We start from the raw sequence: 22,232 nt of genomic DNA on the forward strand, positions 1-22,232 counted from the left end.
CGCCCACAGGAAAGCTCGCTGGTCCGGTCCGCGGCGCGAACCTAGCGTCACCTTCATGACCGTTCTGGACGCGCACGCACACCTCGTGCCGCGCTCGTTGCTCGGCGAGGTCGGCAAGCTGCCACCGTTGCCCGGCATGACCGATGTGGACGTCCGCGCGCGGTGGCTGGCGGACACCGGGATCACCAAGCAGGTGCTCTCGCCGTGGCTGGACGTCCAGGCCGGCGGCCCGGACTGGACGGCCCGGCTGAACGACGCCATGGTCGCCGCCGCGAGCGACCTCGGCACCGTGACCCTGGCCAGTGTGGACACCGCGGACCCGGACCGCGCGGCCGAGGACCTGGTGACCGCGGCGAAGCCGGCCGAGGTCGCCGGGGTCATCGTGAACACCGGCACCGCACCGGTGGAGAACCCGTTCGCTCCACTGTGGAGCGCCGCGGCCGAGCACGGCGTGCCGATCGTGCTGCACCCGCCGACCCGACCGCCGACGCCGGAGCTGGTCGGGCTCGGCAACGTGCACGGCCGGCTCATCGACACCACGATCGCGGTCAGCAGGTTGATCCTCACCGGCGTGCTCGACCGGCACCCCGGGCTGAAGCTGCTGGTGGTGCACGGCGGCGGTTTCCTGCCGTACCAGGCGTCCCGGCTCGACGGCGGCTACCGCTCGGGCGAGTCCAAGGTGGTCGACCTCGAGCTCGGCCGGCCCAGCGCGTACCTGTCGCGGCTCTACTACGACACGGTGGCGCTCTCGCCCGCGTCGATCCGGTTCCTGGCCGGGATCGCGCCCGGGCACGTGGTGCTGGGCAGCGACTACCCGTTCCCGATCGGCGACCAGCAACCGGCGGACACCGTGCGTGCGGCCGGGCTGGACGAGACGGAAACCGCCTCCATCCTGCACGGCGCAGCCGCGGACTTCTTCGGAGTGACCGCGTGAGCGCACCTTTGCGGCTGACCGCCGCCACCGCTACCGGGCACCTGTCCGTGCTGCGCTGGGGCGCGGGTGAGCCCATCGTCCTGCTGCACCCGCTGGCCCTGGCCGGTGAGCTGTGGACGCCGATCGCCGCGCGGCTCACCGGTGGCGCGGTGTACGCGCCGGACCTGCGCGGGCACGGCCACTCCAGCTGGGACGGCCGGCCGTTCTCGATCGCCGACATGGCCACCGACCTCGCGCACGCGCTGGACTCGCTGGGCCTGTCTTCGGTGCACCTGCTCGGCATGTCGATGGGCGGCAGCGTCGGGCTGACCTTCGCCGGCACCCACCCGGAGCGGGTTCGCTCGCTGGTCCTGGCCGACACCACCGCCTGGTACGGCCCGGACGCGGTCGCCACGTGGGAACAGCGTGCGGTGAAAGCGAAGGAGACGCCCCGCGCGGAGCAGCTGCCGTTCCAGCGCGACCGCTGGTTCTCCCCCGACTGGGCGCGGGAGCACGCGGACGAGGTGCGGCGGGTCTGCGACATCTTCCTGCGCACCGACAGCGCCGCCCACGCGGCGTCGTCGCTCGCTATGGGGGCCATGGACTCCCGCGAGCTGCTGCCCAAGATCACCGCGCCGACCCTGGTGCTGGTCGGCGAGCACGACTACGCGACGCCGCCCGACATGGCCCGGGTGCTCGCCGACACCATCCCCGGCGCGACGCTGCGCGTGCTGCCCGACCTGCGGCACATGTCGCTGATCGAGCGGCCCGAGCTCGCCGAGGTCATCCGCAAGCACATGGAGGTCCGGTGAAACCAGGACGGTTCACTTACCACGCCCCGCGTTCGCTGGACGCGGCGCTGGCGTTGCTCGCCGAGCACGGCGACGAGGCGAAGGTGCTGGCCGGCGGGCAGAGCCTGGTGCCGATGCTGAACTTCCGGCTGGCGCAGGTCGACCACCTCGTCGACATCAACCGGATCGGGCCCGAGTTCGCCGGCCCGAAGGTCACCGGCGACACGGTGACGATCCCGGCCTTGGTGCGCCAGCGCGTCCTGGAACGCTCCGCCGAGGTCGCGGCCGTGCTGCCGGTGTTCGCCGCGGCGCTGCCGCAGGTGGCGCACCCGCAGATCCGCAACCGCGGCACGGTGTGCGGCAGCTGCGCGCACGCCGACCCGGCCGCGGAGCTGCCCACGGTGATGTCCGTTGTGGACTCGACGTTCCGGATCGCGTCGGCCCGCGGCACCCGCGAGGTGGACGCCGCGGACTTCTTCCAGTTCCACCTGACCACCGCGCTGGAGCCGGACGAGCTGCTCACCGAGGTGGCGATCCGGGTCCCCCAGCCGGGAACCCGCATGGCGTTCAAGGAGTTCGCCACCCGTCGCGGCGACTTCGCACTGGTGGCCGTCGCGGCGTCGGCCACAGTGGACGAATCCGGCACGGTGACGGCTTGCCGCATCGCCGCCGCCGGGGTCGCGCCGACGCCACAACGGCTGCACGATGCCGAAGCGGTGGTCATCGGCTCCACAGTGGACGACGAAGCGATCGCCGCGGCGGAGGCAGCGGCCAGTGCCGCGGTCGACCCCACCGGCGACATCCACGCGACCGCCGAGCACCGGCGCCGGCTCACCGCCGTGCTGGTGCGCCGGGCGCTCGCGGAGATCAAGGGAGACCAGTCGTGACCGACAACATCACCGTGACGGTGAACGGGAAACAGCACACGGCGACGGCCGACGACCGGCTCACCCTCGCCGACTTCCTGCGGGAGAAGCTGCGCCTGACCGGGACGCACCTCGGCTGCGAGCACGGCGTCTGCGGCGCGTGCACGATCATCGTCGACGGGTCAGCGGTGCGGTCGTGCCTGATGCTCGCCCGCCAGGCCGACGGGGCCGAGCTGGAGACCGTCGAGGGGCTGGCCGAGGGCGGCAAGCTCAACCGGTTGCAGCAGGCGTTCAAGGACAACTACGCGCTGCAATGCGGGTTCTGCACGCCGGGCTTCCTGATGAGCGTGACGGCGGCACTGCGCGAGGGCCCGGTGCGTGACGAGGACGAGGCCAGGGACGTGTTGAGCGGCAACATCTGCCGCTGCACCGGCTACCAGGGTCTCGTCGACGCCGTGCTGGAGACCAGCAAGGAGATGCACTCGTGACCGGCACCATCGGCGCGTCGGTGAAGCGGCGCGAGGACGACCGGTTGCTCACCGGCCGCGGCCGCTACCTCGACGACCTCGACCTCCCCGACGCCTTGGCCATCGCTTTCCTGCGTTCGCCGCACGCGCACGCCAAGATCAACTCGATCGACGTCGACGAGGCGCTGCAGGCACCCGGCGTGGTCGCGGTGTACCGCGGCTCGGACCTGATGGCGATCCACAAACCGTTGGCGCCCAAGGTGCAGCACCCCATGCTCAAGGAGCTGCCGCGCTACCCGATCCCGTGCGAAGAGGTGCACTACGTCGGCGAGCCGGTGGCCGTCGTGGTCGCCGAGAACCGCTACCTCGCCGAGGACGCGCTCGAACTGATCGACGTGGACTACGACGTGCTGCCCGCGATCTCGTCCACCGCGGCCGCGCTCGCCGAGGGCGCGCCGCTCGCGCACAGCGACGCCGACAGCAACGTCGCCGTCACGCTCACCCAGCGCTGCGGTGACGCCGAAGCCGCGTTGAACAGCGCACCGAACCGGCTCTCCGGCGAGTTCCGGGTCATGCGGGGCGGCGGGCACTCGATGGAGGCCCGCGCGGTCGCGGCCCGGTTCGAGCCGGCCACCGGCCAGGTGACCGTGTGGGACACGACGCAGTCGCCGCACTACGCGCGCCAGCAACTCTCGATGATCTACGAGATGGCCGAGGACGACATCCGGGTCATCGCCCCGCCCGACGTGGGCGGCGGGTTCGGGCCCAAGGCGCAGTTCTACGGCGAGGAAGTCGTCGTGCCCTGGGTGGCCATGCTGCTCGGCCGCACGGTGAAGTGGGTCGAGGACCGCCAGGAGAACTTCGTCAGCGCCATGATGGAGCGCGGCCAGACCCACCGCATCGAGGTCGGCTTCGACGACGACGGCAAGCTGCTGGCCGTCCGGGACCACATCGAGCACGACCAGGGCGCCTACTGCGCGGGTCTGCAGGTCCCGTCCATCACCACGAGCACCGTGCCGGGGCCGTACAAGATCCCGAACATCCACACCGAGCTGTACGCCTGCTACACGAACATGGTGCCGACGTCGTCGGTGCGCGGTGCCGGTCGCCCGCAGGCCGTGTTCGCGATGGAACGCATGATGGACCGGATCGCCGAGCACCTGGACCTCGACCCCGCGGAAGTGCGGCGCCGCAACCTCATCCAGGCCGACGAGTTCCCGTACCGGGTCGGCATCACCTTCCGCGACGGCAGCCCGCTGACCTACGACAGCGGCGACTTCCCCGCGTTGCTCGAGGGCACGCTCGACAAGCTCGACTACGAGCGGTGCAAGCGCGAACGCGACCAGGCCCGTGCCGAGGGCCGCCACGTCGGGATCGGGATCGCGGTTTACGTGGAGGGTTGCGGGCTCGGCCCGTACGAGGGCGCGAAGCTCCGCCTGGACAACCGCGGCAAGATCCTGGTCACGCTGGCCGCCGCCGGGCAGGGCCAGGGCTACGAGACCGTGTACGCGCAGATCGCCGCGGAGGCCATCGGCGTCGACATGGACCTCATCGAGGTCGTCACCGGCGACACCGGCCGCATCCCGTTCGGGCAGGGCACGTTCGCCTCGCGGATCACCGCGACCGCCGGACCGGCCGTGTACAACGCCGGGCACCAGCTGCGGGAGCGGCTCAAGGACACCGCCGCGCACCTGCTCGGCTGTGCGCCCGGCGACATCGAGTTCGACGGCGACCGCGCCACGTTCGCGGGCGATGCCGAGAAGTCGGTGTCGCTGCAGGAGATCGCGCGCGTGGCGAACATCGGCAAGCACGGCATCACGCTGCCCAAGGGCATCAAGCCGGCGATCGAGGTGTCGAGCTACTTCGCCCCCGAACGGGCCGCCTACGCCAGCGGCGCACACGCCGCCGTGGTCGAGGTGGACCCGGACACCGGTGGCGTGAAGGTGCTGAAGTACGTGATCGGCCACGACTGCGGCAACGTGATCAACCCGCGGCTGGTGGACGGCCAGGTGATCGGCGGCTTCGCGCACGGCATCGGCAACGCGCTCTACGAGGAGCCGGTCTACGACGCCGAGGGCCAGCCGCAGGCGGCGAGCTACCTGGACTACACGCTGGTGTCCGCCGCCGAGGTGCCGCGGGTGGAGCTGTTCCACCTGCACACGCCGAGCCCGCTGAACCCGTTGGGCGCCAAGGGCGCGGGCGAGGGCGGCACCATCCCCGCCCCCGCCGCGATCGCCAACGCCGTCGAAGACGCCTTGCGTTCCATCCGGCATCGCGGCGGTGTCGAGGACGGCCGCCCCGACCACAGCGGCAAGCAGCCACCCGGCGGCCGTGCTCGGCATCGCCTTGAAGGCGATGCCGACGGAGCGCGGAGCGCGACCATCCAACGCAGTCCTCGGATCGACTACGCCCCGGTCACCCCGCACCGGGTCGCCACCGCCGTGAGAGAAGCAGGGCACTGATGCGCATCGACAACTCCTTCGACATCGACGCGAGCCCGGACCAGGTCTTCGAGTTCCTGCAGGACGCGCACAACGTGGCCGCGTGCTTCCCGGGCGCCGAACTGACCGAGGACCTCGGCGACGATTCCTACAAGGGCAAGGTCAAGATCAAGGTCGGCCCGGTCACGGCCGCGTACGCGGGCACCGCGACCATCGTCGAGCGCGACGACGTGAACCGGGTGGCCGTGCTGCTGGCCGAGGGCAAGGACGCGAAGGGTTCCGGTTCGGCCAAGGCGACCGCGCGCATGCAGGTCGACCCGCACGGCGCGGGCGCCACGGTCACGTTCTCCACCGACCTGACGATCTCTGGCAAGCTGGCGCAGTTCGGTCGCGGCATCATGGCCGACGTGTCGGGCCGCATGGTCGCCGAACTGGCGGCCCAGGTCCGGACCCGCATCACCGCCGCGACCCCGGCGGCCGAGTCTGCTGCGGCGTCCGCGGAAGCCCCGCCGACGCTGCCCACGCCACCGGCCGCCGCGCCACCGATGAAGTTCTCCAGCATCCTGCGCGCGATGCTGGCCGGTTTCGTCAAGCGGGTGCGGGCGCGCATCCGCGACCGCCGGGCCAGGAACCCCCGCTGAGCCCGATCCATTCATTCCGCATGCATGAACCCGCCCCTCCGACATCCTCCCTGGTCACTCCGCCTCTGCCCACCAACTCGCCCTGGGATTTAGCCCGCTGAATCCCGTTTAATGGGTGGGCGCCGTCGCGGCGAGGCGCGCCAGGGGCACCGCCAGGAGCAAGCTCATGAGCACCACCGCATCGACCCGGACCACCACCGCGGGCGTCTTCGACGTCGGCATCGACGACCGGGTGCCCATCGGCACCGCCGCCGGCCTCGGGGTGCAGAACATCCTCGGCATGGCCGGGCTGTTGATCTTCCCCGCGCTGATCGGCGCGGCCTTCCACCTCAACCCACACGACACGGCCTACCTGTACGGCGTCACCTTCATGACGTCGGGGCTCGTGGTGATCCTGCAGTCGGTGTTCCTGCTGCGGTTGCCGATCATCCAAGGCCCGTACGCGGGCACGCTGGCCGCGCTGCTCGCCGTCGGCCACGGCGAGGGCGGCCTCGGTGCCGCGTACGGCTCCATGGTCGTGGCCGGGCTGATCTGGTGCGTGCTCGCCGTACCCGCGCGCCGGTTCAGCCCGGTCGCCCTGCTCAGCCGGTTCGTCCAGGACCCGGTGGTGCCGGGCGTGATCGTGATGATCCTGGCGACGCAGCTCTCCAGCACGGGCCTGCCGACGTGGCTCGGCACGCCGTCGAGCCCCGGCTTCCCGCTGGTCAACCTGGGGGCCGGCGCGATCGCGGCAGCCCTGGTCATCGCGTTGACGTTGCTCAAGCCGCAGGCCGGCCTGCGGCTGGTGTTGCGCCGGGCCGCCGTGCTGATCGCGATCGTCGTGGCGACGATCGTGTACGCGGTGTTCGCGCCGACGTCGTTCGGGGAGATCGGCAACCACCTGGGCGTGACCGTGCCGAAGGTGTTCCCCTTCGGCTTCTCGGTCCACCCCGACCTGGTGCTGATCTTCTTCATCACGCTGCTGCCCGCGATCGCCGAGAGCGTGGCCACCTACGGCATCGTGGCGAAGTGGGGCGGGCAGGACCTGCCGGGCCACCGGGTCGCGCAGGGCGTGTTCGGCGAGGTCGTCGGGAGCACCGTCGGCAGCGTCTTCGGTGGACTGTCCACATTGGCCTACCCGGACAACGTCGGCCTGCTGCGGGTGACGCGGGTCGGCTCGCGGTACGTCACGCTGGCCACCGGGATCATCCTGCTGGTGCTGGGCGGGCTGGCGCCGTTCGACGCGTTGTTGCAGGCGGTGCCGCTGCCGGTGCTCGCCGCGGCCGGGACGGTGCTGTTCGGCGTGCTCTTCGCCAGCGCCATCGACGTGCTCTCCGGTGTCAAGTGGACACAGCGGAACCTGCTGGTGGCCGGGGTTCCGTTCATCACGGCGATCGGCGGGTTGTTCATCCCGCCGACCACGCTGGCGGCCATGCCGGTGCTCGTGCGGTTGATCCTCGGGCAGCCCCTGATCCTCGGCACCGTGCTGCTCATCGTGTTGCGTTTGGCCCTAGGCGAGCGGGACGACTGAGTCGCACACTCCCGCGTATGACCACCTTCGCGACCGACCGACCGCTTCGGACCGCCGTGCGCGGTGCGCGGCTGTTCGACGGCGCGTCCGTGACGTCTTCCTCGGTCGTGCTCTTCGACGGGACGCGGATCGCCGCGGTCGGCCAAGCGGTTCCGGCGGACGCCACGGTGATCGACCTGCCCGGCACGACGCTCCTGCCCGGGCTGGTCGATCCACACGTGCACATGGCGTTCGACAGTTCCATGGACGTGGTCGGGGCGCTGGCCGCCCGCGACGACGACGCTGTCCGTGCGGCGATGGTGGCGTTCGCGCGGACGGCGGCGCTGGGTGGGGTCACCACGGTGCGCGACCTCGGCGACCGCGACTTCCTCTCCCTCGCCGTGCGGGACACGGCCGATCCGGCCATGCCGACGATCCTCACGGCCGGGCCGCCCATCACGTCGGCGGGCGGGCACTGCCACTTCCTCGGCGGGGAAACCGTTGGGGTGGACGGGATCCGTGCCGCGGTGCGCGAGCGGGCCGAGCGCGGGTGCGACGTCATCAAGGTCATGGCCAGCGGCGGAAACCTGACGCCCGGCAGCGTGCAGCACCTGCCCCAGTTCGCGGTCCCGGAGCTGCGGGTCGCGGTCGAGGAGGCCCACCGGTTCAACCTGCCCATCACCGCGCACGCGCACGGCACGCAGCCGGTCTACGACGCCGTCGCCGCCGGGCTGGACTCGATGGAGCACGCCTCGTTCATCACCGCGGACGGGGTGGACCCGGCGCCGCCCGACCTGCTGGCGACCATCGCCGCGCGAGGGATCACGTTGAGCATGACGCTGGGCACCAAACCGGTTCCCGGCGGCATGCTGCCGGGGATGGCCGCCCGGATGCCGTTGCTGGTGGCCAACCTGCGGGCGATCCTCGCCGCGGGGATCCAGGTCGTCGCGGGGACCGATGCGGGGGTCGCGCCGACCAAGCCACCGGACGCCGTTCGCTGGGCCCCCGCACAGCTGGTCCAGGTGGGGGTCTCACCCGTCGATGCGTTGCGCGCCAACACGTCGGTGGCCGCCGACCTGTGCGGGATCGGCGACCAGAAGGGGCGCCTGGCTGCCGGGTACGACGCCGACATCCTGGCCGTCGACGGCGACCCTTTGGCCGATCCCGCCGCTCTGCACGACCTCCGGGCGGTGTTCGTCCGCGGCACCAGGGTGCGGTAGCGATGTTACCGCCGACACGGTAGCGATGTTTACAACAACGGCGTAGCATCGTTCACGTGGATACGAAAACAGCGATACTCCAGGCGGCCACCGAGCTGCTCGTGGCATCGCCGACCGGCGAGGTCTCCACCCGCGCCATCTGCGAGCGGGCGGGAGTCGGCGCTCCGACGCTCTACCGGCACTTCGGCGACAAGGACGGGCTCATGTCCGCCGTCGTCGACCACGCCTTCGAGCGGTACCTGGCCGGCAAGCGTGCGGCCACGCCGTCGCCGGACCCGGTCCAGGACCTGCGGGACGGGTGGGACAACCACGTCGCGTTCGCGCTCGAGCACCCCGCCCCCTACCGGCTCATGCACTCGGTCGCGGTGCCACCGGCCTCGGCCAAGGAGGCGCAGCGGCTGCTCGAGCTGGTGCTCGAACGGTGCGCCGCGGCCGGCCGGTTGCGGCTGCCGGTGGACGTGGCCGGGCAGCTGGTCATGTCCGCCAACGTCGGCATCGCGCTGATGCTCGTCACCCGGCCGGAGCTCTACGACCGGGACACCTCGACCCGGCTCCGGGACGCCGTGCACGCGGCGATCCTGACCGGCACCGAAAGCAAGCCGGCCACGCGTGCGGCCGTCGCGACGCAACTCGCCGCGCAGCTGCCCGCCGCGCCGCTCACCCCAGCCGAGTCCGGATTGCTGACCGAATGGCTGCACCGGCTCGCCACCACGAAGGAGGAATCACCATGGCACGAGTAGCGATAGTCACCGGCGGATCCGGCGGCATCGGGCAGGCGTCCGCGCTGAAGCTGGCCCGCGACGGGATGGCGGTCGTCGTGCACTACGGCGGCAACCGCGACGTGGCCGACGAAACCGTCAAAGCGATCACGGAGGATGGCGGCAAGGCGATCGCGGTGCAGGCCGACATCACCGAGCCCGCGTCCGTCGCGGCGATGTTCGACCAGGCCGAGCAGGAGTACGGCGGCGTGGACGTCATCGTGCACACCGCCGGGGTGATGAACCAGCCGACACCGTTGGTGGACGTCGACTTCGACACGCTGGACCGCGTGCACCGCATCAACATCCGCGGGACGTTCGCGGTGGCCCAGCAGGCGGCGCGACGGGTGCGCGACGGCGGCGCGATCGTCTTCTTCTCGACGTCCGTGCTCGGGCTGAACCTCCCGGGCTACACGGTCTACAACGCCACCAAGGGCGCCGCCGAAGCGATCACCATGATCCTGGCCAAGGAGTTGCGCGGCCGCGACGTCACGGTCAACACGGTCGCGCCCGGACCGACGGCGACCAAGCTCTTCCTCGACGGCAAGGACGAGGAGACCATCTCGCGACTGGCGAACCAGGCGCCGCTGGAACGGCTCGGTCAGCCGGAGGACATCGCCGAGGCGGTCGCGTTCCTCGGCGGCCCGGCCCGGTGGGTGAACGGGCAGGTGATGCGCGTCAACGGCGGCATCGCCTGACGCACTTGGATCGACGGGCCCGGTGTCGAGGGTGTAGACAGAACGGGCACGTTCATGATCCGCTGGGCGGGTCCGACGTGAGGGGAGCGGGCCGCTGAGCTTGTGGGATTACCTGCGTCAGAACTGGATCGACGTGGTCAACGACGCGATCCGGCACGTCGACCTCACCCTGGCCACGATGGTGATCGCCACGCTCATCGGCGTCGCGATCGGCATCCTGACCTACCGGCGGCCGATCCCCGCGGCGCTGGCCACGACGACCACGTCGGTCTTCCTGACCATCCCGTCGCTCGCCCTGCTCGGCATCTTCATCGGCCCGTTCGGGCTCGGCCTGACCAACGTGCTGGTCGCGTTGGTGCTCTACGCACTGCTGCCGATCACCCGCAACACCATCGTCGGGCTGCGTGGCGTGGACCCGGCGGTGATCGACGCCGGGCGCGGCATGGGGCTGGGCCGGGCCAAGCTGCTCTGGCGGGTGCGGTTGCCGCTGGCGTGGCCGGTGATCCTCTCCGGCATCCGGGTGTCCACCCAGATCACCATCGGCATCGCGGCGATCGGCGCCTACGTGAAGGGCCCGGGCCTGGGCAACCAGATCTTCAACGGGCTCGGCCGCTTCGGCGCCGCGAACTCGCTGAACCAGGTGCTCACCGGCACCCTCGGCATCATCGTGCTGGCCCTGCTGTTCGACCTGGCGTTCGTGGTGGTGCCGAAGGTGCTCGGCTGGCTGCTGCGCCTGGTGCGCCGCGGCGTGCGGGCCAAGCCGAGCGCCCACGAGGTCACCAGCACGCCGGGCGAGGTCATCGCGCTGGCCGGGGTCGGCAAGCGCTACCCCGGGCAGGCGGAGCCCGCGGTCGACAACATCACCCTGACAGTCCCCGCGGGCGAAGTCGTCGTCTTCGTCGGGCCGTCAGGCTGCGGCAAGACGACCACGATGCGGATGATCAACCGGCTGATCGAGCCGGACAGCGGGCGCATCTCCGTCGGCGGCACCGATGTCCTGCACACCGACCCGGACGAGCTGCGGCGCGGCATCGGTTACGTCATCCAGCAGATCGGCCTGTTCCCACACCTGCGCGTGGCCGACAACATCGCGGTGGTCCCCCGGCTGCTCGGCTGGCCACGCGAGCGGATCGCCGCCCGCGTCGGCGAACTGCTCGAGCTCGTCGGGCTCTCCCCCGCCTACGGCGACCGCTACCCGAGCGAGCTCTCCGGCGGCGAGCAGCAACGCGTCGGTGTCGCTCGCGCGATGGCCGCCGACCCGCCGGTGCTGCTGATGGACGAACCGTTCGGCGCCACCGACCCGATCACCCGGGCCCGGCTGCAGGACGAGTTCCTGCGGCTGCAGAAATCCCTCGGCAAGACGGTCGTGTTCGTCACCCACGACTTCGACGAGGCGATCAAGCTCGGCGACCGGATCGCCGTGCTGCGCCCGCATTCGGTGATCGCGCAGTACGACACGCCGGCGGCCATCCTGGCCGACCCGGCCGACGACTACGTCGCCAGCTTCATCGGGTCCGGCGGTCAGGTGAAGCGGTTGAGCCTGGTTGCCTTGCGGGACACCGAACTCACCACCGTCCCGGACACGCCGGAGTTCCCGGAGCTACCCGCCGACGCCTCCGTGCGTGACGCCCTCGACCTGATGCTGGCCAGCGGCACCGACGTCGTCGTGGTCACCGAGGGCGACACGGCGCTGGGCGCCCTCACCCACGACGGCGTTCTTACCGCCGTGGGCAACCACACGGACCACGTGGTCACCATCCCAGTGGAGTCCGAAGAGGACGCTCCGGTGGCACCGGCGCCCACACCGGCCCGCCGGCTGCGCAACCGCTGGCGTGGCTTGCTCATCCGCCCGATCGTGCTCGCCGCGGTCCTGGTCGTGCTGTGGCTGGTCGTGCGCACGCACCCGGCCGACTCCATCGAGGCGCGCTACCTCAACGCCACCGAGATCGGCCAGGAACTGTGGGACCACGTGAAGATCTCCGTGGTCGCCACGTTCTTCACCATCGCCATCGCCGTGCCGCTGGGCATCCTGCTGACCAGACCCGGCACGCGCTGGATCCGGCCGATCGGCCTCGGCCTGGGCAACCTCGGGCAGGCGATCCCGTCGATCGGTCTGATCGTGCTGCTGGCACTGTGGGTGGGCACCGGGTTCGCCACGGCGCTGATCGCGCTGGTCGTCTACGCGACGCTTCCGGTGCTGCGCAACACGATCGTCGGACTCGAAGGCGTGGACCGGTCGGTGGTGGAGGCCGCCCGTGGCATGGGCATGTCCCGGCTGTCCGTGCTCGGCCGGATCGAGCTGCCGCTTGCCGTGCCCGTGATCCTGGCCGGGATCCGCACCGCGCTCGTGCTGACCGTGGCGAGCGCCGTGCTCGCGACGTTCATCGACGGCGGCGGGCTCGGCGGCGGTCTGGTCGCCGGGATCGGCGTGTACCGGCCGGTGCTGAGCGTCAGCTTCGGCGTGATCGTGGCCGCGCTGGCCCTGTTCGCCGACTGGCTCGGGCTGGTCGCGGAGGAACTGTTGCGGCCCAAGGGAATGTGACCGAACAAGAGGAGCAGAACCATGCGCATCCGTAGACGCTCACTGGCGGCGCTCGCCCTGGTCGCGGCGGCCGCGCTCGGGGGCTGCACCATCAACGACGACAGCAACCAGCCGGCGGCGCCCACCGGCGGCGGCTCGATCAAGCCGATCCCCCAGCTCAAGGGGGTGCAGCTCAAGGTCAGCTCGAAGGAGTTCGACGAGCAGCTGCTGCTCGGTCAGATCGCGATCGTCGCGTTGCAGGCCGCGGGCGCGAACCCGGTGGACAAGACCAACATCACCGGCTCGGACAACGTTCGCAAGGCGCTGACCACCGGCGAGGTCGACCTCTACTGGGAGTACACGGGCACCGCCTGGGTCAGCTTCTTCAAGCAGAGCAAGGCGATTCCCGATCCCAAGGCGCAGTTCGACGCGGTCAAGCAGGCCGACGCCAAGAACGGCATCACGTGGTGGGCGCCGTCGCCGGCCAACGACACGTACGCGATCGCGGCCAACGCGGACGCCGCCGCGCAGCACAACATCAAGTCGCTGTCGGACTACGCGAACCTGGCCAAGACCGACCCGGGGTCGGCGTCGATCTGCATGGGCTCGGAGTTCCGCAGCCGCGACGACGGCTTCCCCGGCCTGTCGAAGACCTACGGGTTCAGCCTGCCCGCGGGCGATGTGCACCTCGTGCAGGACGCGGTCGTCTACCCGACCATCGGCAAGGGCGACACGTGCGACTTCGGCAGCGTCGCCGCCACCGACGGCCGCATCCCAGCCAACAAACTGGTGCTCCTGACCGACGACAAGCACTTCTTCCCGGTCTACAACCCGGCGATCAGCATCCGCACGCCGCTCGCCCAGCAGTACCCGCAGCTCGAGCAGCTCTTCGCGGGCATCGCCGCCAAGCTCGACACGGCGACGCTCACCGACCTGAACAAGAAGGTCAGCGTGGACGGCCAGAAGCCCAACGCCGTGGCCCGCGACTGGCTCAAATCCACCGGCTTCATCGGCTGAGGGTCAGGCGCCGGGTTCCAGCGCGCGCACGGCCGCGGCGAGCAGTTCGCGGCGGGTGAGGTCGTCGAGGTCGCCGCCCTGGGCCAGGATGGCCAGAGCGGCGTTCTTGACCGTGGCGTAGGCCGCGTGGGCGCGCGCCGTCGACCCGGCCGTCGGGTCGGGGCCGGCCAGGACGGCGACCAGGGTGGCGTTCACCTGGGCGGACGTGGCCCGGGTGGCGTCGGCGTCCAGGTGCTTGCGGGTCGAGGGGTCCTTGTCGAGCAGCTCGAACAGGGTGCGCATGGCGATGGCCGTGTCGAGGATCGCGGCCAGCAGGTCGCGTGGTGGCAGGTCCCGCGCGGCCGCGGCGAGCTTGGTGAAGGCGGTGAGCGGCTCCGACACCAGGGCGTCGAGGATCGCCCCCTTCGACCGGAAGTGGTAGTACAGCGCGGCTTTGCTGGTACCGAGCCGTTCAGCGATGTCCGACAGGGACGTCGCCGCGTAGCCGCGCTCGGCGAACAACTCGGTCGCGATGTCCAGGATCTTCTGGCGGGTGTCGCTCATGGCACCAGCTTACTTGCCGACCGGTAAGTGACTGTGCCAGGCTACGGGACATGACCGATCCACGCGACTTGTTCCGCCGCATGCACGACGTCCTCGTCACCAAGGACGTCAGCGTGGCCGACGAGATCTTCGCCCCCGACTTCTACAGCCACCCGCTGGACGGCGGCATCGACCGGGTCAAGGCCTCCTGGACCAGGATCCTGGCCGAGTACCCCGACCTCCGGTCGACCATCGAGGACATGCTCGTCGACGGCGACCGGGTCGCCGCGCGGGCCACCGTCACCGGGCTTCCCAGCGGCCCGGGCACCATGTTCGAGATCATCCGGGTCGCCGACGGGCGGATCGCCGAGTTGTGGGGCGCGAGCACGCTGAACCTGCGCGGCTGATCAGCCGACGCCGCTGCTGCCCGGCGGCGTAGCGAAGAACTTCGCGCAGTGGGCGGTGATCGAGAACTTCGACGGCGGGTCATCGCTCAGGGAGACGCCGATCATCCCGGTCACCGTCACCGTGTCGCCGTCCCGCTTGGCCGCCGCGCTCTGCCCGGGCTTGGTCGTGTCGAGGTCGTACAGGTCCGGGTCGGCGCCCTTGACCTTGATGCTCAACGAGACGGCGTTGTTGAAGTAATCCATCAGGAAATGCGTGCCTTCGGGGTCCTTGTTGGACGCTTCGACCGACACGTGCCCCTCGAAGTCGTAGCACTTCAGCGTCGCGCTCGACAGGTCGATCGGCTGGTCCTTGAGGGTCAGTTCGACCGTGGTGACGTCGGAACTCTTCTGCGGTGTGCCGGAGGTCGCGTCGTCCGAGCAACCGCTCACCACGAAGGCGAGGGCAGCGAGGAGCAGAGCGCTACGTGCGGAGGCCATGGCCCAATGCCTATCAGGTCGCCCGTCACGCCGACTCGCGGATCACCAACACCGGCTCGAAGATCACGGAGCGTGGCTGCTCCTCGCCCGCGAGCCGGTCCAGCAGCAGCCGGACCATCGCGGCCGCCATGTCCTCCACCGGCTGGCGGATCGTGGTCAGCGGCGGTCGGGTCGCGGCCGCCGCGCTGCTGTCGTCGAAGCCGACCACGGCCACGTCCCCCGGCACCGCACGACCGTGCTGGCGCAGCACCTGCACCGCGCCCTGCGCCATCAGGTCGTTGCCGGCGAACACGCCGTCGAGATCCGGGTGGTCAGCGAGCAGGCGTTCCATGGCCGCCTCGCCACTGGCCAGCGTGAAGTTGCCCTCGGCCTCGGGCACGTACGGCTGGCCGTGGCGTGCCATCGCGTCCCGGAACCCGGCCCGCCGGTCCTGGCTCGCGGGCACGGTGGCCGGACCGGTGATCGTGGCGACCCGACGACAGCCGCGGGCCACCAGGTGATCGGCGGCAAGCGCGGCCCCTTGACGGTGCTCCAGGTCCACGTAGCTGATCGGCACCGGGCGGGTCGGCCGCGCGAACAACACCGCGGGCACCTTCTCCGCCACGCAGTCGTGCGGCAACGGGTCGTCGGCCCGCGTGGACACCAGCAAGGCGCCGTGCACCATGCCCGAGCGCAGGGCGTCCAACACCCGGTCCCGGCCCGCGCCGGAGTCGGCGTGCATCAGCAAGGGGTACTGACCGGTCTCGCCGAGCGCGGCCACCACGCCACCCGCCACCCGGCCGAAGAACGGGTCGGCGAACACCTCGCCCGGCGACTGGTCCTCGGCACCGGACACCACGAGCGCGATCGCGTCCGTCCGCCGGGTCACCAGCGAGCGGGCCGCGCGGTTGGGCCGGTACCCGATGTCGTCGATCGCCTCGGTGACCTTCGCGCGGATGCCCGGGTCGACGTTGCGCACGCCGTTGACCACCCGCGACACCGTCGCACGGGACACGCCCGCCGCCCGCGCCACGTCTTCCAGCGTGGGCGCCCGATCACTCATGCCGCCAATGCTACCGACGCAGAGAGCGCTCTCCCGATCAGTCGCGCGGCGAGTTGTCCACAGGCGACCAGTTGTCCACAGATCACGCTCGGCCCCGCTGCGCACCTCCCGAGCCGCAATAGCCTGGACGCAGTTGCTTGACAACTGAAGAGAGAGAACACGCGGCACTCATCGGGCCGCCACCCGGGTGGCGGCGCTCCGGGGCAGGTCGTTGGCGTTGCGGCCGACCAGCACCGACAACGGACCCGAGGCCAGGCACCAGCCCCCTGGCCCCGACCAGTGCTCCAGAGCGCGCCGCGGCACCGCGATCGAGACGTCCACCGCCTCCCCCGGGTCGGCCGTCACGGCGGCGTACCCGGCCAGCCAGCGCACCGGGTGGTCACCGTCCGAACGCGACAGGTACACCTGCACCACCTCCCGCCCCGGCCGCGACCCGGTGTTGCGCACCCGCGCCTGCACCGTGAAGGACCCGTCGACCGCGGGTGGCACGCGGATCCGCTCGTAGGTCCACGTCGTGTACCCGAGGCCGTGCCCGAACCAGTACGCGGGCTCCGCCTCCGCGGCCAGCCAGCCGCGATAGCCGATGTCGAGGCCTTCGGTGTAGTCGAGCACACCGTCCACGGGCGTCACCGATGGGCCGCCGTCGCGGTCCGGCCACGTCACCGGCAACCGGCCGCCCGGCTCGGCGAAGCCCAGCAGCACGTCCGCGAGCCCGTGCCCGCCTTCCTGGCCGGGCAACCACCCGACGAGCACCGCGCCCACCTCGTCGCGCCACGGCAGCAACACCGGTCCCCCGGCGTTGACCACGACCACCGTGCGCGGGTTGACCGCCGCCACGGCCCGCACCAACTCGTCCTGCCGGCCCGGCAACGCCAGCGTCGTGCGATCTTCCCCTTCGCGTTCCGAGGTTGCCGTCGTGCCGACGACGACCACCGCCGCGTCCGCCGACCGGGCCAGGGAAACGGCCTCGGCCAGCAACCGGTCCTCGTCGACCGGTGGCGGGTCGGCCGCCAGCACGCACGCGCGCCCGGAATCGGGGTCCACGGCACGGCTCGCCACGAGGTGCACTTCCGTGCCCTTGACCAGTTCGACCACGGCCGACCGGTAAGGCGGGGTCAGGTGCACCACCGCGGGATCGTCGGTGTCGCGAGGCACGTCCTCGTCGACCAGCAAGTGGTCGTCCGCCCGCAGCGTCACCCGGTTCCACCCGGCCACGGACACCGTCCACGGCCCCGACACCTCCGGCCGCAGCACCGCGTGCAGCTCCACGGTGGCGGCGCCCGCCACCAGGGTCGGCTCCAGCACCCGGCCCGTGTGCCGGTGCTCGGTCAGCAGTTCACGGCCCGACACGTCCAGCACACGCACCCGCACGGCGTCGACCGGCGTCGGTCCTTCGTCGAGCCGGACGCCAGGCGCGGCGCAAACGTCGGTCAGGAACGGCAAAGCCGCCCGCAGTCCATCCACGAGCGACACCACGTGCGATGGGTAGACCCCTGCGCTCCCACCACCTTGAGCCCGAGGAGTGGCCGCCTTCGGCCCGAGCACGGCCAGCATGCGCACGCTGCCCAGCGGCAACGTCTCGTTCCTGTTGTGCAGCAGCACCGTCCCGGCGGCCACCGCCTTGCGCAGCACCGTGCGCGGCAGCGACGGCTCGATCCGGCGACGGGTGCGCCGGCCCAGCGCTCCACACCACCGCGCCAACTCGAGCAACCGCCGCACCTTGTCGTCCACAACGGACTCATCGAGCTCGCCGGACCGCACGGCGGCAACCAGGGCGTGACCCCAAGGACCGTCCGGCATCGCCAGGTCGAGCCCGGCCGCGGCGGGGTCCAGCGACCGCACGGCGCCCCAGTCGGACACGACCACACCCTCGAAGCCCCACTCGTCCTTGAGCACCGAACGCAGCATCGGGTGCGACGACATGGGGTGACCGCCGACCCCGCCGTACGCGGTCATCACCACCCGCACGCCCGCGCGCACGGCCGCCTCGAACGGCGCCAGGTAGACCTCGCGCAGCGCACGCTCGTCCACCCGCACGTCCACGCCGAGCCGTCCGGTCTCGGAGTCGTTGGCCACCAAGTGCTTCGCCGTGGCCGCGACCCCGCCCGCCTGGATGGCGCGCACCAGCGCGGCGCCGGTCCGGGCGGCGAGCAGCGGGTCCTCGGCGAAGCACTCGAAGTGCCGGCCCGACAACGGCGACCGGTGCAGGTTCAGCGTCGGCGCGAGCACCACGTGCACACCCTTGCGGTGCGCCTCGGCGGCCAGCAGCCCGCCGAGGGCGGTGGCCGTCGCCGCGTCCCACGACGCGGCCACCGCGATGGGTGCGGGCAGCAGGATCGAGTTGGCCCGCTCGTCCCAGCCCTCACCGCGCACCCCGGCCGGGCCGTCGGAGAACACCACCGGCCGCAACCCGATGTCCGGCTCGGCCGCGGTCCGCCACACGTCGGCGCCGGTCAGCAGCGCGACCTTCGCGGGCAGGTCGAGCTTCTCCACCAGCAGCTCCGACTCCGGAGAGCGCTCTCCGTTCACCGGCGGTACACGCCGAACTCGTACAGCGAGTAGCCCCACGCGGTGCCGCGCTGGGTGCAGTACACGCGCACGTACCGGCCGGTGCCGGCCACGTCGAAGTCGTCCGAGCCGCCGTCGCCGTTGGCCGTCGAGTACACGTCGTGCCAGTCGGAGCCGTTGTCCGACACCTGGACCTGGTACGCCTTGCCGAAGGCCGACTCCCACACCAGTTGCACGTGGTCGAAGCTCTGGCTCGACCCGAGGTCGACCTGCACCCACTGCGGGTCGCTCCAGTCGCTGGCCCAGCGCGTGCTCGTGTTGCCGTCGACGGTGTTGGACGGCGGGTACGGCGCGCCGTCACCCTGCTGCTGGTACGACGACGCCGTGGCTGCCTTGCCCCGCGCGATGTTCGTGCCCTGCACCGGTGGTGCGACCACCCGCAGCGAGCGGGCCTCGATGCCGATGTTGCCGTGGCCGTCGCGGGCGTAGAGGTAGAGCTTCCAGACGCCGAGCATCTGCGGCGCGGTCACGGTGAACGGGCCGCCACCGGTGAAACTCGCCGCGATCACGCCACCGGATCCGTTGATGTACTTGGAGTTCAGTCCCATCGTGTACGTGATCGGGTCGCCATCGGGGTCGCGCACGGCGGCGTCGACCGTGAACGTGCCGCCTGCCGGGACCGAGGTGCTGTTGCCGAGCGACATCGACGAGATCACCGGCGGGGTGTTGCCCGCGGGCGCGCCGCCGTAGATGTCGCGCACGGCGTAGTACGAGAGCCGCTTCTCGTTGTTGGGGATCAGGTTGAACCACACGCCGCCGAAGTCGCGCTCGGTGCCGTAGTGGAACAGCGTGGCGCCGAGCGCGACGCCGGTGTGCCCGGTGATGCACGACCACGCGTGCCGGTAGGCGTCGGCCTTGGCCGTGTCAGCGGGCTCGTCGGGCACGCCGTTGGCGTCGTTCGGCGTCTCCCACTCCCCGGCCGGGCCGCCCTCGGTGACGATGTAGGGCTTGGTGTAGCCGCCGTTGATCCAGTCCTGCTTGATGTTGCAGACCGCGCCGTAGGAGTTGACGGCGTAGAGGTCGAGGTCGGGTGCGTTCGCCTTGAGGTAGGGCCAGGCGCCGGTCCAGGCGTCGGTCGAGGTGACCGGGTGGTTCGGGTCGATGCCGTGGATCGCTTGCGCCGCTTGGTTGACGAACTGCGCGTAGGCCGTGCGTTGCGCTTCGAGCTCGCTGCCGGAGAAGCAGTTCTGCATGCCGAGGATCGACTCGTTGCCGACGTCCCAGAGCAGCACGCCCGGGTTGTCGCGGTACGCGGTGACCCACTTGGTGATCTCGTTCAGCATGGTGGACTTGTAGTTCGCGTCGGTCACGTAGTTGACGCAACCGCCGCTACCCGGGCCGCCGCCCGGCTGCAGCCAGAATCCCGCGACGACGCGGATCCCGTTGGCTGCGGCGGCGTCGAACAGCGGCGCCGACGTGCCGTCGGTGCCCCACGTGCGGATCGTGTTCACGCCCATGGCGTGCAGGTCGGGCATCCGACTCGCCGCCTCGCTGACCGGCGGCCCCCACGTGAGGCCCTTGACCGTGTACGGCTGGCCGTTCACGGTGAGGCGCCAATTGCCCTGGCTGCCGGCCACCGCTACCGTGCCACCGGCCCGGATCCCTTGGGGCGCGGCGGAACCCGGTGGCGCCAACACGACGAGGCCGAGCAAGGCGAACAAGGCGATCAGGCGGAACCGGGACATGGCGTCTCCTCGCGAACCGGCGGGCGATCTTGGGAGAGCGCTCTCCCGCTTCCCGAGTGTTCCCATGGCGCTGCCCGAGTGTCAAGACCACGCGACATATGCCTTGACAACGGTGAACGAACGGCCCCATGCTGCTGGGAGAGCGCTCTCCCACGGTCCAGTTTCCTACTCAGGAGGATCCGTGTCCGGAAAACGCATGCTTGCTGCCGTGGGAGCGGCGGCAGTGGTCGCGGCCGTAACAACAGTCGCGATGGCCGGTCATCCGGCCGCCCGCGCCGACGACCTCGTCACCCACCACGAATTCCAGGTCGACTGCCTGATCAACCACCACCAACCCGACGACCCGATCGTGTTCCCCGGCCTGCCGGGCGCCTCGCACGACCACACCTTCGTCGGCAACAACACGACCAACGCCACCAGCACCCTGCAGTCGTTGCTGGGCGCCGGGGCCGGCGCCACGTCGTGCCTGAACCCCGACGACCTGTCCGCCTACTGGTTCCCGACCGCGTTCAACGGCGACACGCCGGTGCTGTCGACGTGGCGGCAAACGATCTACTACAAGTCCGGCATCCTGGACTACACCAAGGTCGTGCCGTTCCCGCAGGGGCTGAAGTTCGTCGTGGGCAGCCCGGCGGCGACCATCGACGAGTTCCGCACCTCCCCCGGCGCGGTCGAGGGCTTCGAGTGCGGCGACAGCACCCACAACTGGGACATCCCCGCGTACTGCGTCGACGGCAGCCAGCTCAACGTCCGGTTCCAGGCACCGAGTTGCTGGGACGGGGTGCACCTGGACTCCGCGGACCACAAGAGCCACATGGCTTATCCCAGCCTCCCCAACGGTGGCGGGGTCTGCCCAGCCGATCACCCGGTCGCGGTGCCGATGCTGGAGTTCAAGATCGCGTTCCCGGTCAGCGGCGACATGTCGCGCGTGCACCTGGCCAGCGGTCGCGGGTACTCGTGGCACTACGACTTCTTCAACGCCTGGGACCCGCCCACGCTCGCCGCCCTGGTGACGCACTGCATCAACGGCGGCCTGCAGTGCGACTCGCGCGGGTTCGACCTGTACAAACCCGACCGCGGCGCCGCGCTCGGCGACAACTACCGGTTGCCCGGCCGGCCCGATGTGTGAGCAACCGGCCCGCCGCGCCGCGCTTCGGCGCGGCGGGCCGCTCGCCCTTCTCCTGGTGCTGCTCGTCGCATGTGGACCCGGCGGCACGGCCGCACCCATGGGGTCCACGGCACCTGACCCCGCGTTCAACGCCACCGACACGGCCTGGCTGCAGCTGATGATCCCGATGACCGAGCACATGGCCGACGCACTCGCGCTGGCCGCCGACCACAGCGACGACCCGGGCCTGCGTGGGCTGGCCGCGGCCGTGCTGATCGAACACCGCGCCGAACTCGATCGGCTGCGGGCGTTGCGGGTGGCGGCCGGGCTGCCGGACACCGACGTGCACGCGGGCCACCGGATGCCCGGCATGGTCACCGCGGCCGACCTCATCGTGTTGCGTGCCGATCACGGCGCCGAGTTCGACCGGCACCTGCGGCCGCTGCTCGACGAACACCTCGCCCAAAGCGGCGTGCTGGCCACCGGCGAACTGGCGAACGGGCAGCAGCAAGGCGTGAAATCGCTGGCGCGGGCGATCGAACGGAATCGATCCCAGGAGCGCGAACGGTTGCGAGCGCTGCACTGAGCTTATGCTGTGTCC

20 protein-coding genes are annotated in these 22,232 nt (G+C 71.0%); 15 read left to right on the forward strand and 5 right to left on the reverse strand.

Going from position 1 to position 22,232, the window contains the following annotated elements; translation table 11 throughout:
- Window positions 1–55: 55 nt before the first annotated feature.
- From EV186_RS16530 to EV186_RS16585, 12 genes are all read left to right on the forward strand, one after another.
- On the forward strand, window positions 56–934 hold the full coding sequence (locus EV186_RS16530) for an amidohydrolase family protein (RefSeq protein ID WP_166659200.1): 879 nt from the start codon (window positions 56–58) through the stop codon (window positions 932–934).
- A complete protein-coding gene (locus tag EV186_RS16535) occupies window positions 931–1,725 on the forward strand; it encodes an alpha/beta fold hydrolase (protein WP_243754064.1) in 795 nt (264 codons plus the stop codon). The genes EV186_RS16530 and EV186_RS16535 overlap by 4 nt, the downstream gene beginning before the upstream one ends.
- A complete protein-coding gene (locus EV186_RS16540) occupies window positions 1,722–2,591 on the forward strand; it encodes an FAD binding domain-containing protein (protein WP_133850092.1) in 870 nt (289 codons plus the stop codon). The genes EV186_RS16535 and EV186_RS16540 overlap by 4 nt, the downstream gene beginning before the upstream one ends.
- Window positions 2,588–3,058 carry a (2Fe-2S)-binding protein gene (locus tag EV186_RS16545; RefSeq protein WP_133850093.1) on the forward strand — a complete coding sequence of 157 codons (471 nt, stop codon included), beginning with the start codon at window positions 2,588–2,590 and terminating at the stop codon, window positions 3,056–3,058. Before EV186_RS16540 ends, EV186_RS16545 begins: the two co-directional genes overlap by 4 nt.
- The gene (locus EV186_RS16550; protein WP_133850094.1) at window positions 3,055–5,499 is read left to right on the forward strand and encodes a xanthine dehydrogenase family protein molybdopterin-binding subunit; all 2,445 of its coding nucleotides are present in this window, start codon (window positions 3,055–3,057) and stop codon (window positions 5,497–5,499) included. Before EV186_RS16545 ends, EV186_RS16550 begins: the two co-directional genes overlap by 4 nt.
- A complete protein-coding gene (locus EV186_RS16555; protein ID WP_133850095.1) occupies window positions 5,499–6,119 on the forward strand; it encodes an SRPBCC family protein in 621 nt (206 codons plus the stop codon). The genes EV186_RS16550 and EV186_RS16555 overlap by 1 nt, the downstream gene beginning before the upstream one ends.
- 166 nt (window positions 6,120–6,285) lie before the next feature.
- On the forward strand, window positions 6,286–7,629 hold the full coding sequence (locus EV186_RS16560) for a uracil-xanthine permease family protein (RefSeq protein ID WP_133850096.1): 1,344 nt from the start codon (window positions 6,286–6,288) through the stop codon (window positions 7,627–7,629).
- Between the two features lie 17 nt (window positions 7,630–7,646).
- On the forward strand, window positions 7,647–8,828 hold the full coding sequence (locus EV186_RS16565) for an amidohydrolase family protein (RefSeq protein ID WP_133850097.1): 1,182 nt from the start codon (window positions 7,647–7,649) through the stop codon (window positions 8,826–8,828).
- 56 nt (window positions 8,829–8,884) lie between these two features.
- A complete protein-coding gene (locus EV186_RS16570; protein WP_133850098.1) occupies window positions 8,885–9,568 on the forward strand; it encodes a TetR/AcrR family transcriptional regulator in 684 nt (227 codons plus the stop codon).
- On the forward strand, window positions 9,556–10,284 hold the full coding sequence (locus EV186_RS16575; RefSeq protein WP_133850099.1) for an SDR family oxidoreductase: 729 nt from the start codon (window positions 9,556–9,558) through the stop codon (window positions 10,282–10,284). The genes EV186_RS16570 and EV186_RS16575 overlap by 13 nt, the downstream gene beginning before the upstream one ends.
- A gap of 100 nt (window positions 10,285–10,384) precedes the next feature.
- Window positions 10,385–12,826 carry an ABC transporter permease subunit gene (locus EV186_RS40795; RefSeq protein WP_424982781.1) on the forward strand — a complete coding sequence of 814 codons (2,442 nt, stop codon included), beginning with the start codon at window positions 10,385–10,387 and terminating at the stop codon, window positions 12,824–12,826.
- Window positions 12,827–12,847: 21 nt separating this feature from the next.
- Window positions 12,848–13,822, forward strand: coding sequence for a glycine betaine ABC transporter substrate-binding protein (locus EV186_RS16585; protein WP_133850100.1), 975 nt, complete (start codon window positions 12,848–12,850; stop codon window positions 13,820–13,822).
- Window positions 13,823–13,825: 3 nt separating this feature from the next.
- On the opposite strand, the gene EV186_RS16590 is transcribed toward EV186_RS16585, so the two are convergent.
- Window positions 13,826–14,365 carry a TetR/AcrR family transcriptional regulator gene (locus EV186_RS16590; RefSeq protein WP_133850101.1) on the reverse strand — a complete coding sequence of 180 codons (540 nt, stop codon included), beginning with the start codon at window positions 14,363–14,365 and terminating at the stop codon, window positions 13,826–13,828.
- Window positions 14,366–14,415: 50 nt separating this feature from the next.
- Here EV186_RS16590 and EV186_RS16595 point away from each other — a divergent pair, with 50 nt between their 5' ends.
- Complete coding sequence (locus EV186_RS16595) at window positions 14,416–14,751, forward strand: ester cyclase (protein ID WP_133850102.1); 336 nt, start codon at window positions 14,416–14,418, stop codon at window positions 14,749–14,751.
- Here EV186_RS16595 and EV186_RS16600 read toward each other — a convergent pair whose 3' ends face one another.
- The 4 genes from EV186_RS16600 to EV186_RS16615 all read right to left on the reverse strand — a co-directional run bounded on the left by EV186_RS16600 (window position 14,752) and on the right by EV186_RS16615 (window position 20,523).
- Complete coding sequence (locus EV186_RS16600) at window positions 14,752–15,228, reverse strand: lipoprotein LpqH (protein ID WP_133850103.1); 477 nt, start codon at window positions 15,226–15,228, stop codon at window positions 14,752–14,754.
- Window positions 15,229–15,253: 25 nt separating this feature from the next.
- Window positions 15,254–16,270, reverse strand: coding sequence for a LacI family DNA-binding transcriptional regulator (locus EV186_RS16605; RefSeq protein ID WP_133850104.1), 1,017 nt, complete (start codon window positions 16,268–16,270; stop codon window positions 15,254–15,256).
- A 168-nt stretch (window positions 16,271–16,438) separates the two neighbouring features.
- The gene (locus EV186_RS16610; RefSeq protein ID WP_133850105.1) at window positions 16,439–18,799 is read right to left on the reverse strand and encodes a glycoside hydrolase family 3 C-terminal domain-containing protein; all 2,361 of its coding nucleotides are present in this window, start codon (window positions 18,797–18,799) and stop codon (window positions 16,439–16,441) included.
- Window positions 18,796–20,523, reverse strand: coding sequence for a discoidin domain-containing protein (locus tag EV186_RS16615; RefSeq protein ID WP_133850106.1), 1,728 nt, complete (start codon window positions 20,521–20,523; stop codon window positions 18,796–18,798). Before EV186_RS16615 ends, EV186_RS16610 begins: the two co-directional genes overlap by 4 nt.
- A 208-nt stretch (window positions 20,524–20,731) precedes the next feature.
- On the opposite strand from EV186_RS16615, the gene EV186_RS16620 reads away from it, so the two are divergent.
- Both EV186_RS16620 and EV186_RS16625 read left to right on the forward strand, forming a co-directional pair.
- Window positions 20,732–21,652: a DUF1996 domain-containing protein gene (locus EV186_RS16620; protein ID WP_243754065.1), complete on the forward strand. Its 921-nt coding sequence runs from the start codon at window positions 20,732–20,734 to the stop codon at window positions 21,650–21,652.
- Entirely contained in the window at window positions 21,645–22,217 is a 573-nt protein-coding gene (locus EV186_RS16625) for a DUF305 domain-containing protein (RefSeq protein WP_133850107.1), read from the forward strand. Before EV186_RS16620 ends, EV186_RS16625 begins: the two co-directional genes overlap by 8 nt.
- The last annotated feature ends 15 nt before the right edge of the window (window positions 22,218–22,232 follow it).

Source organism: Labedaea rhizosphaerae (genome assembly GCF_004362825.1).
GTDB lineage: Bacteria > Actinomycetota > Actinomycetes > Mycobacteriales > Pseudonocardiaceae > Labedaea > Labedaea rhizosphaerae.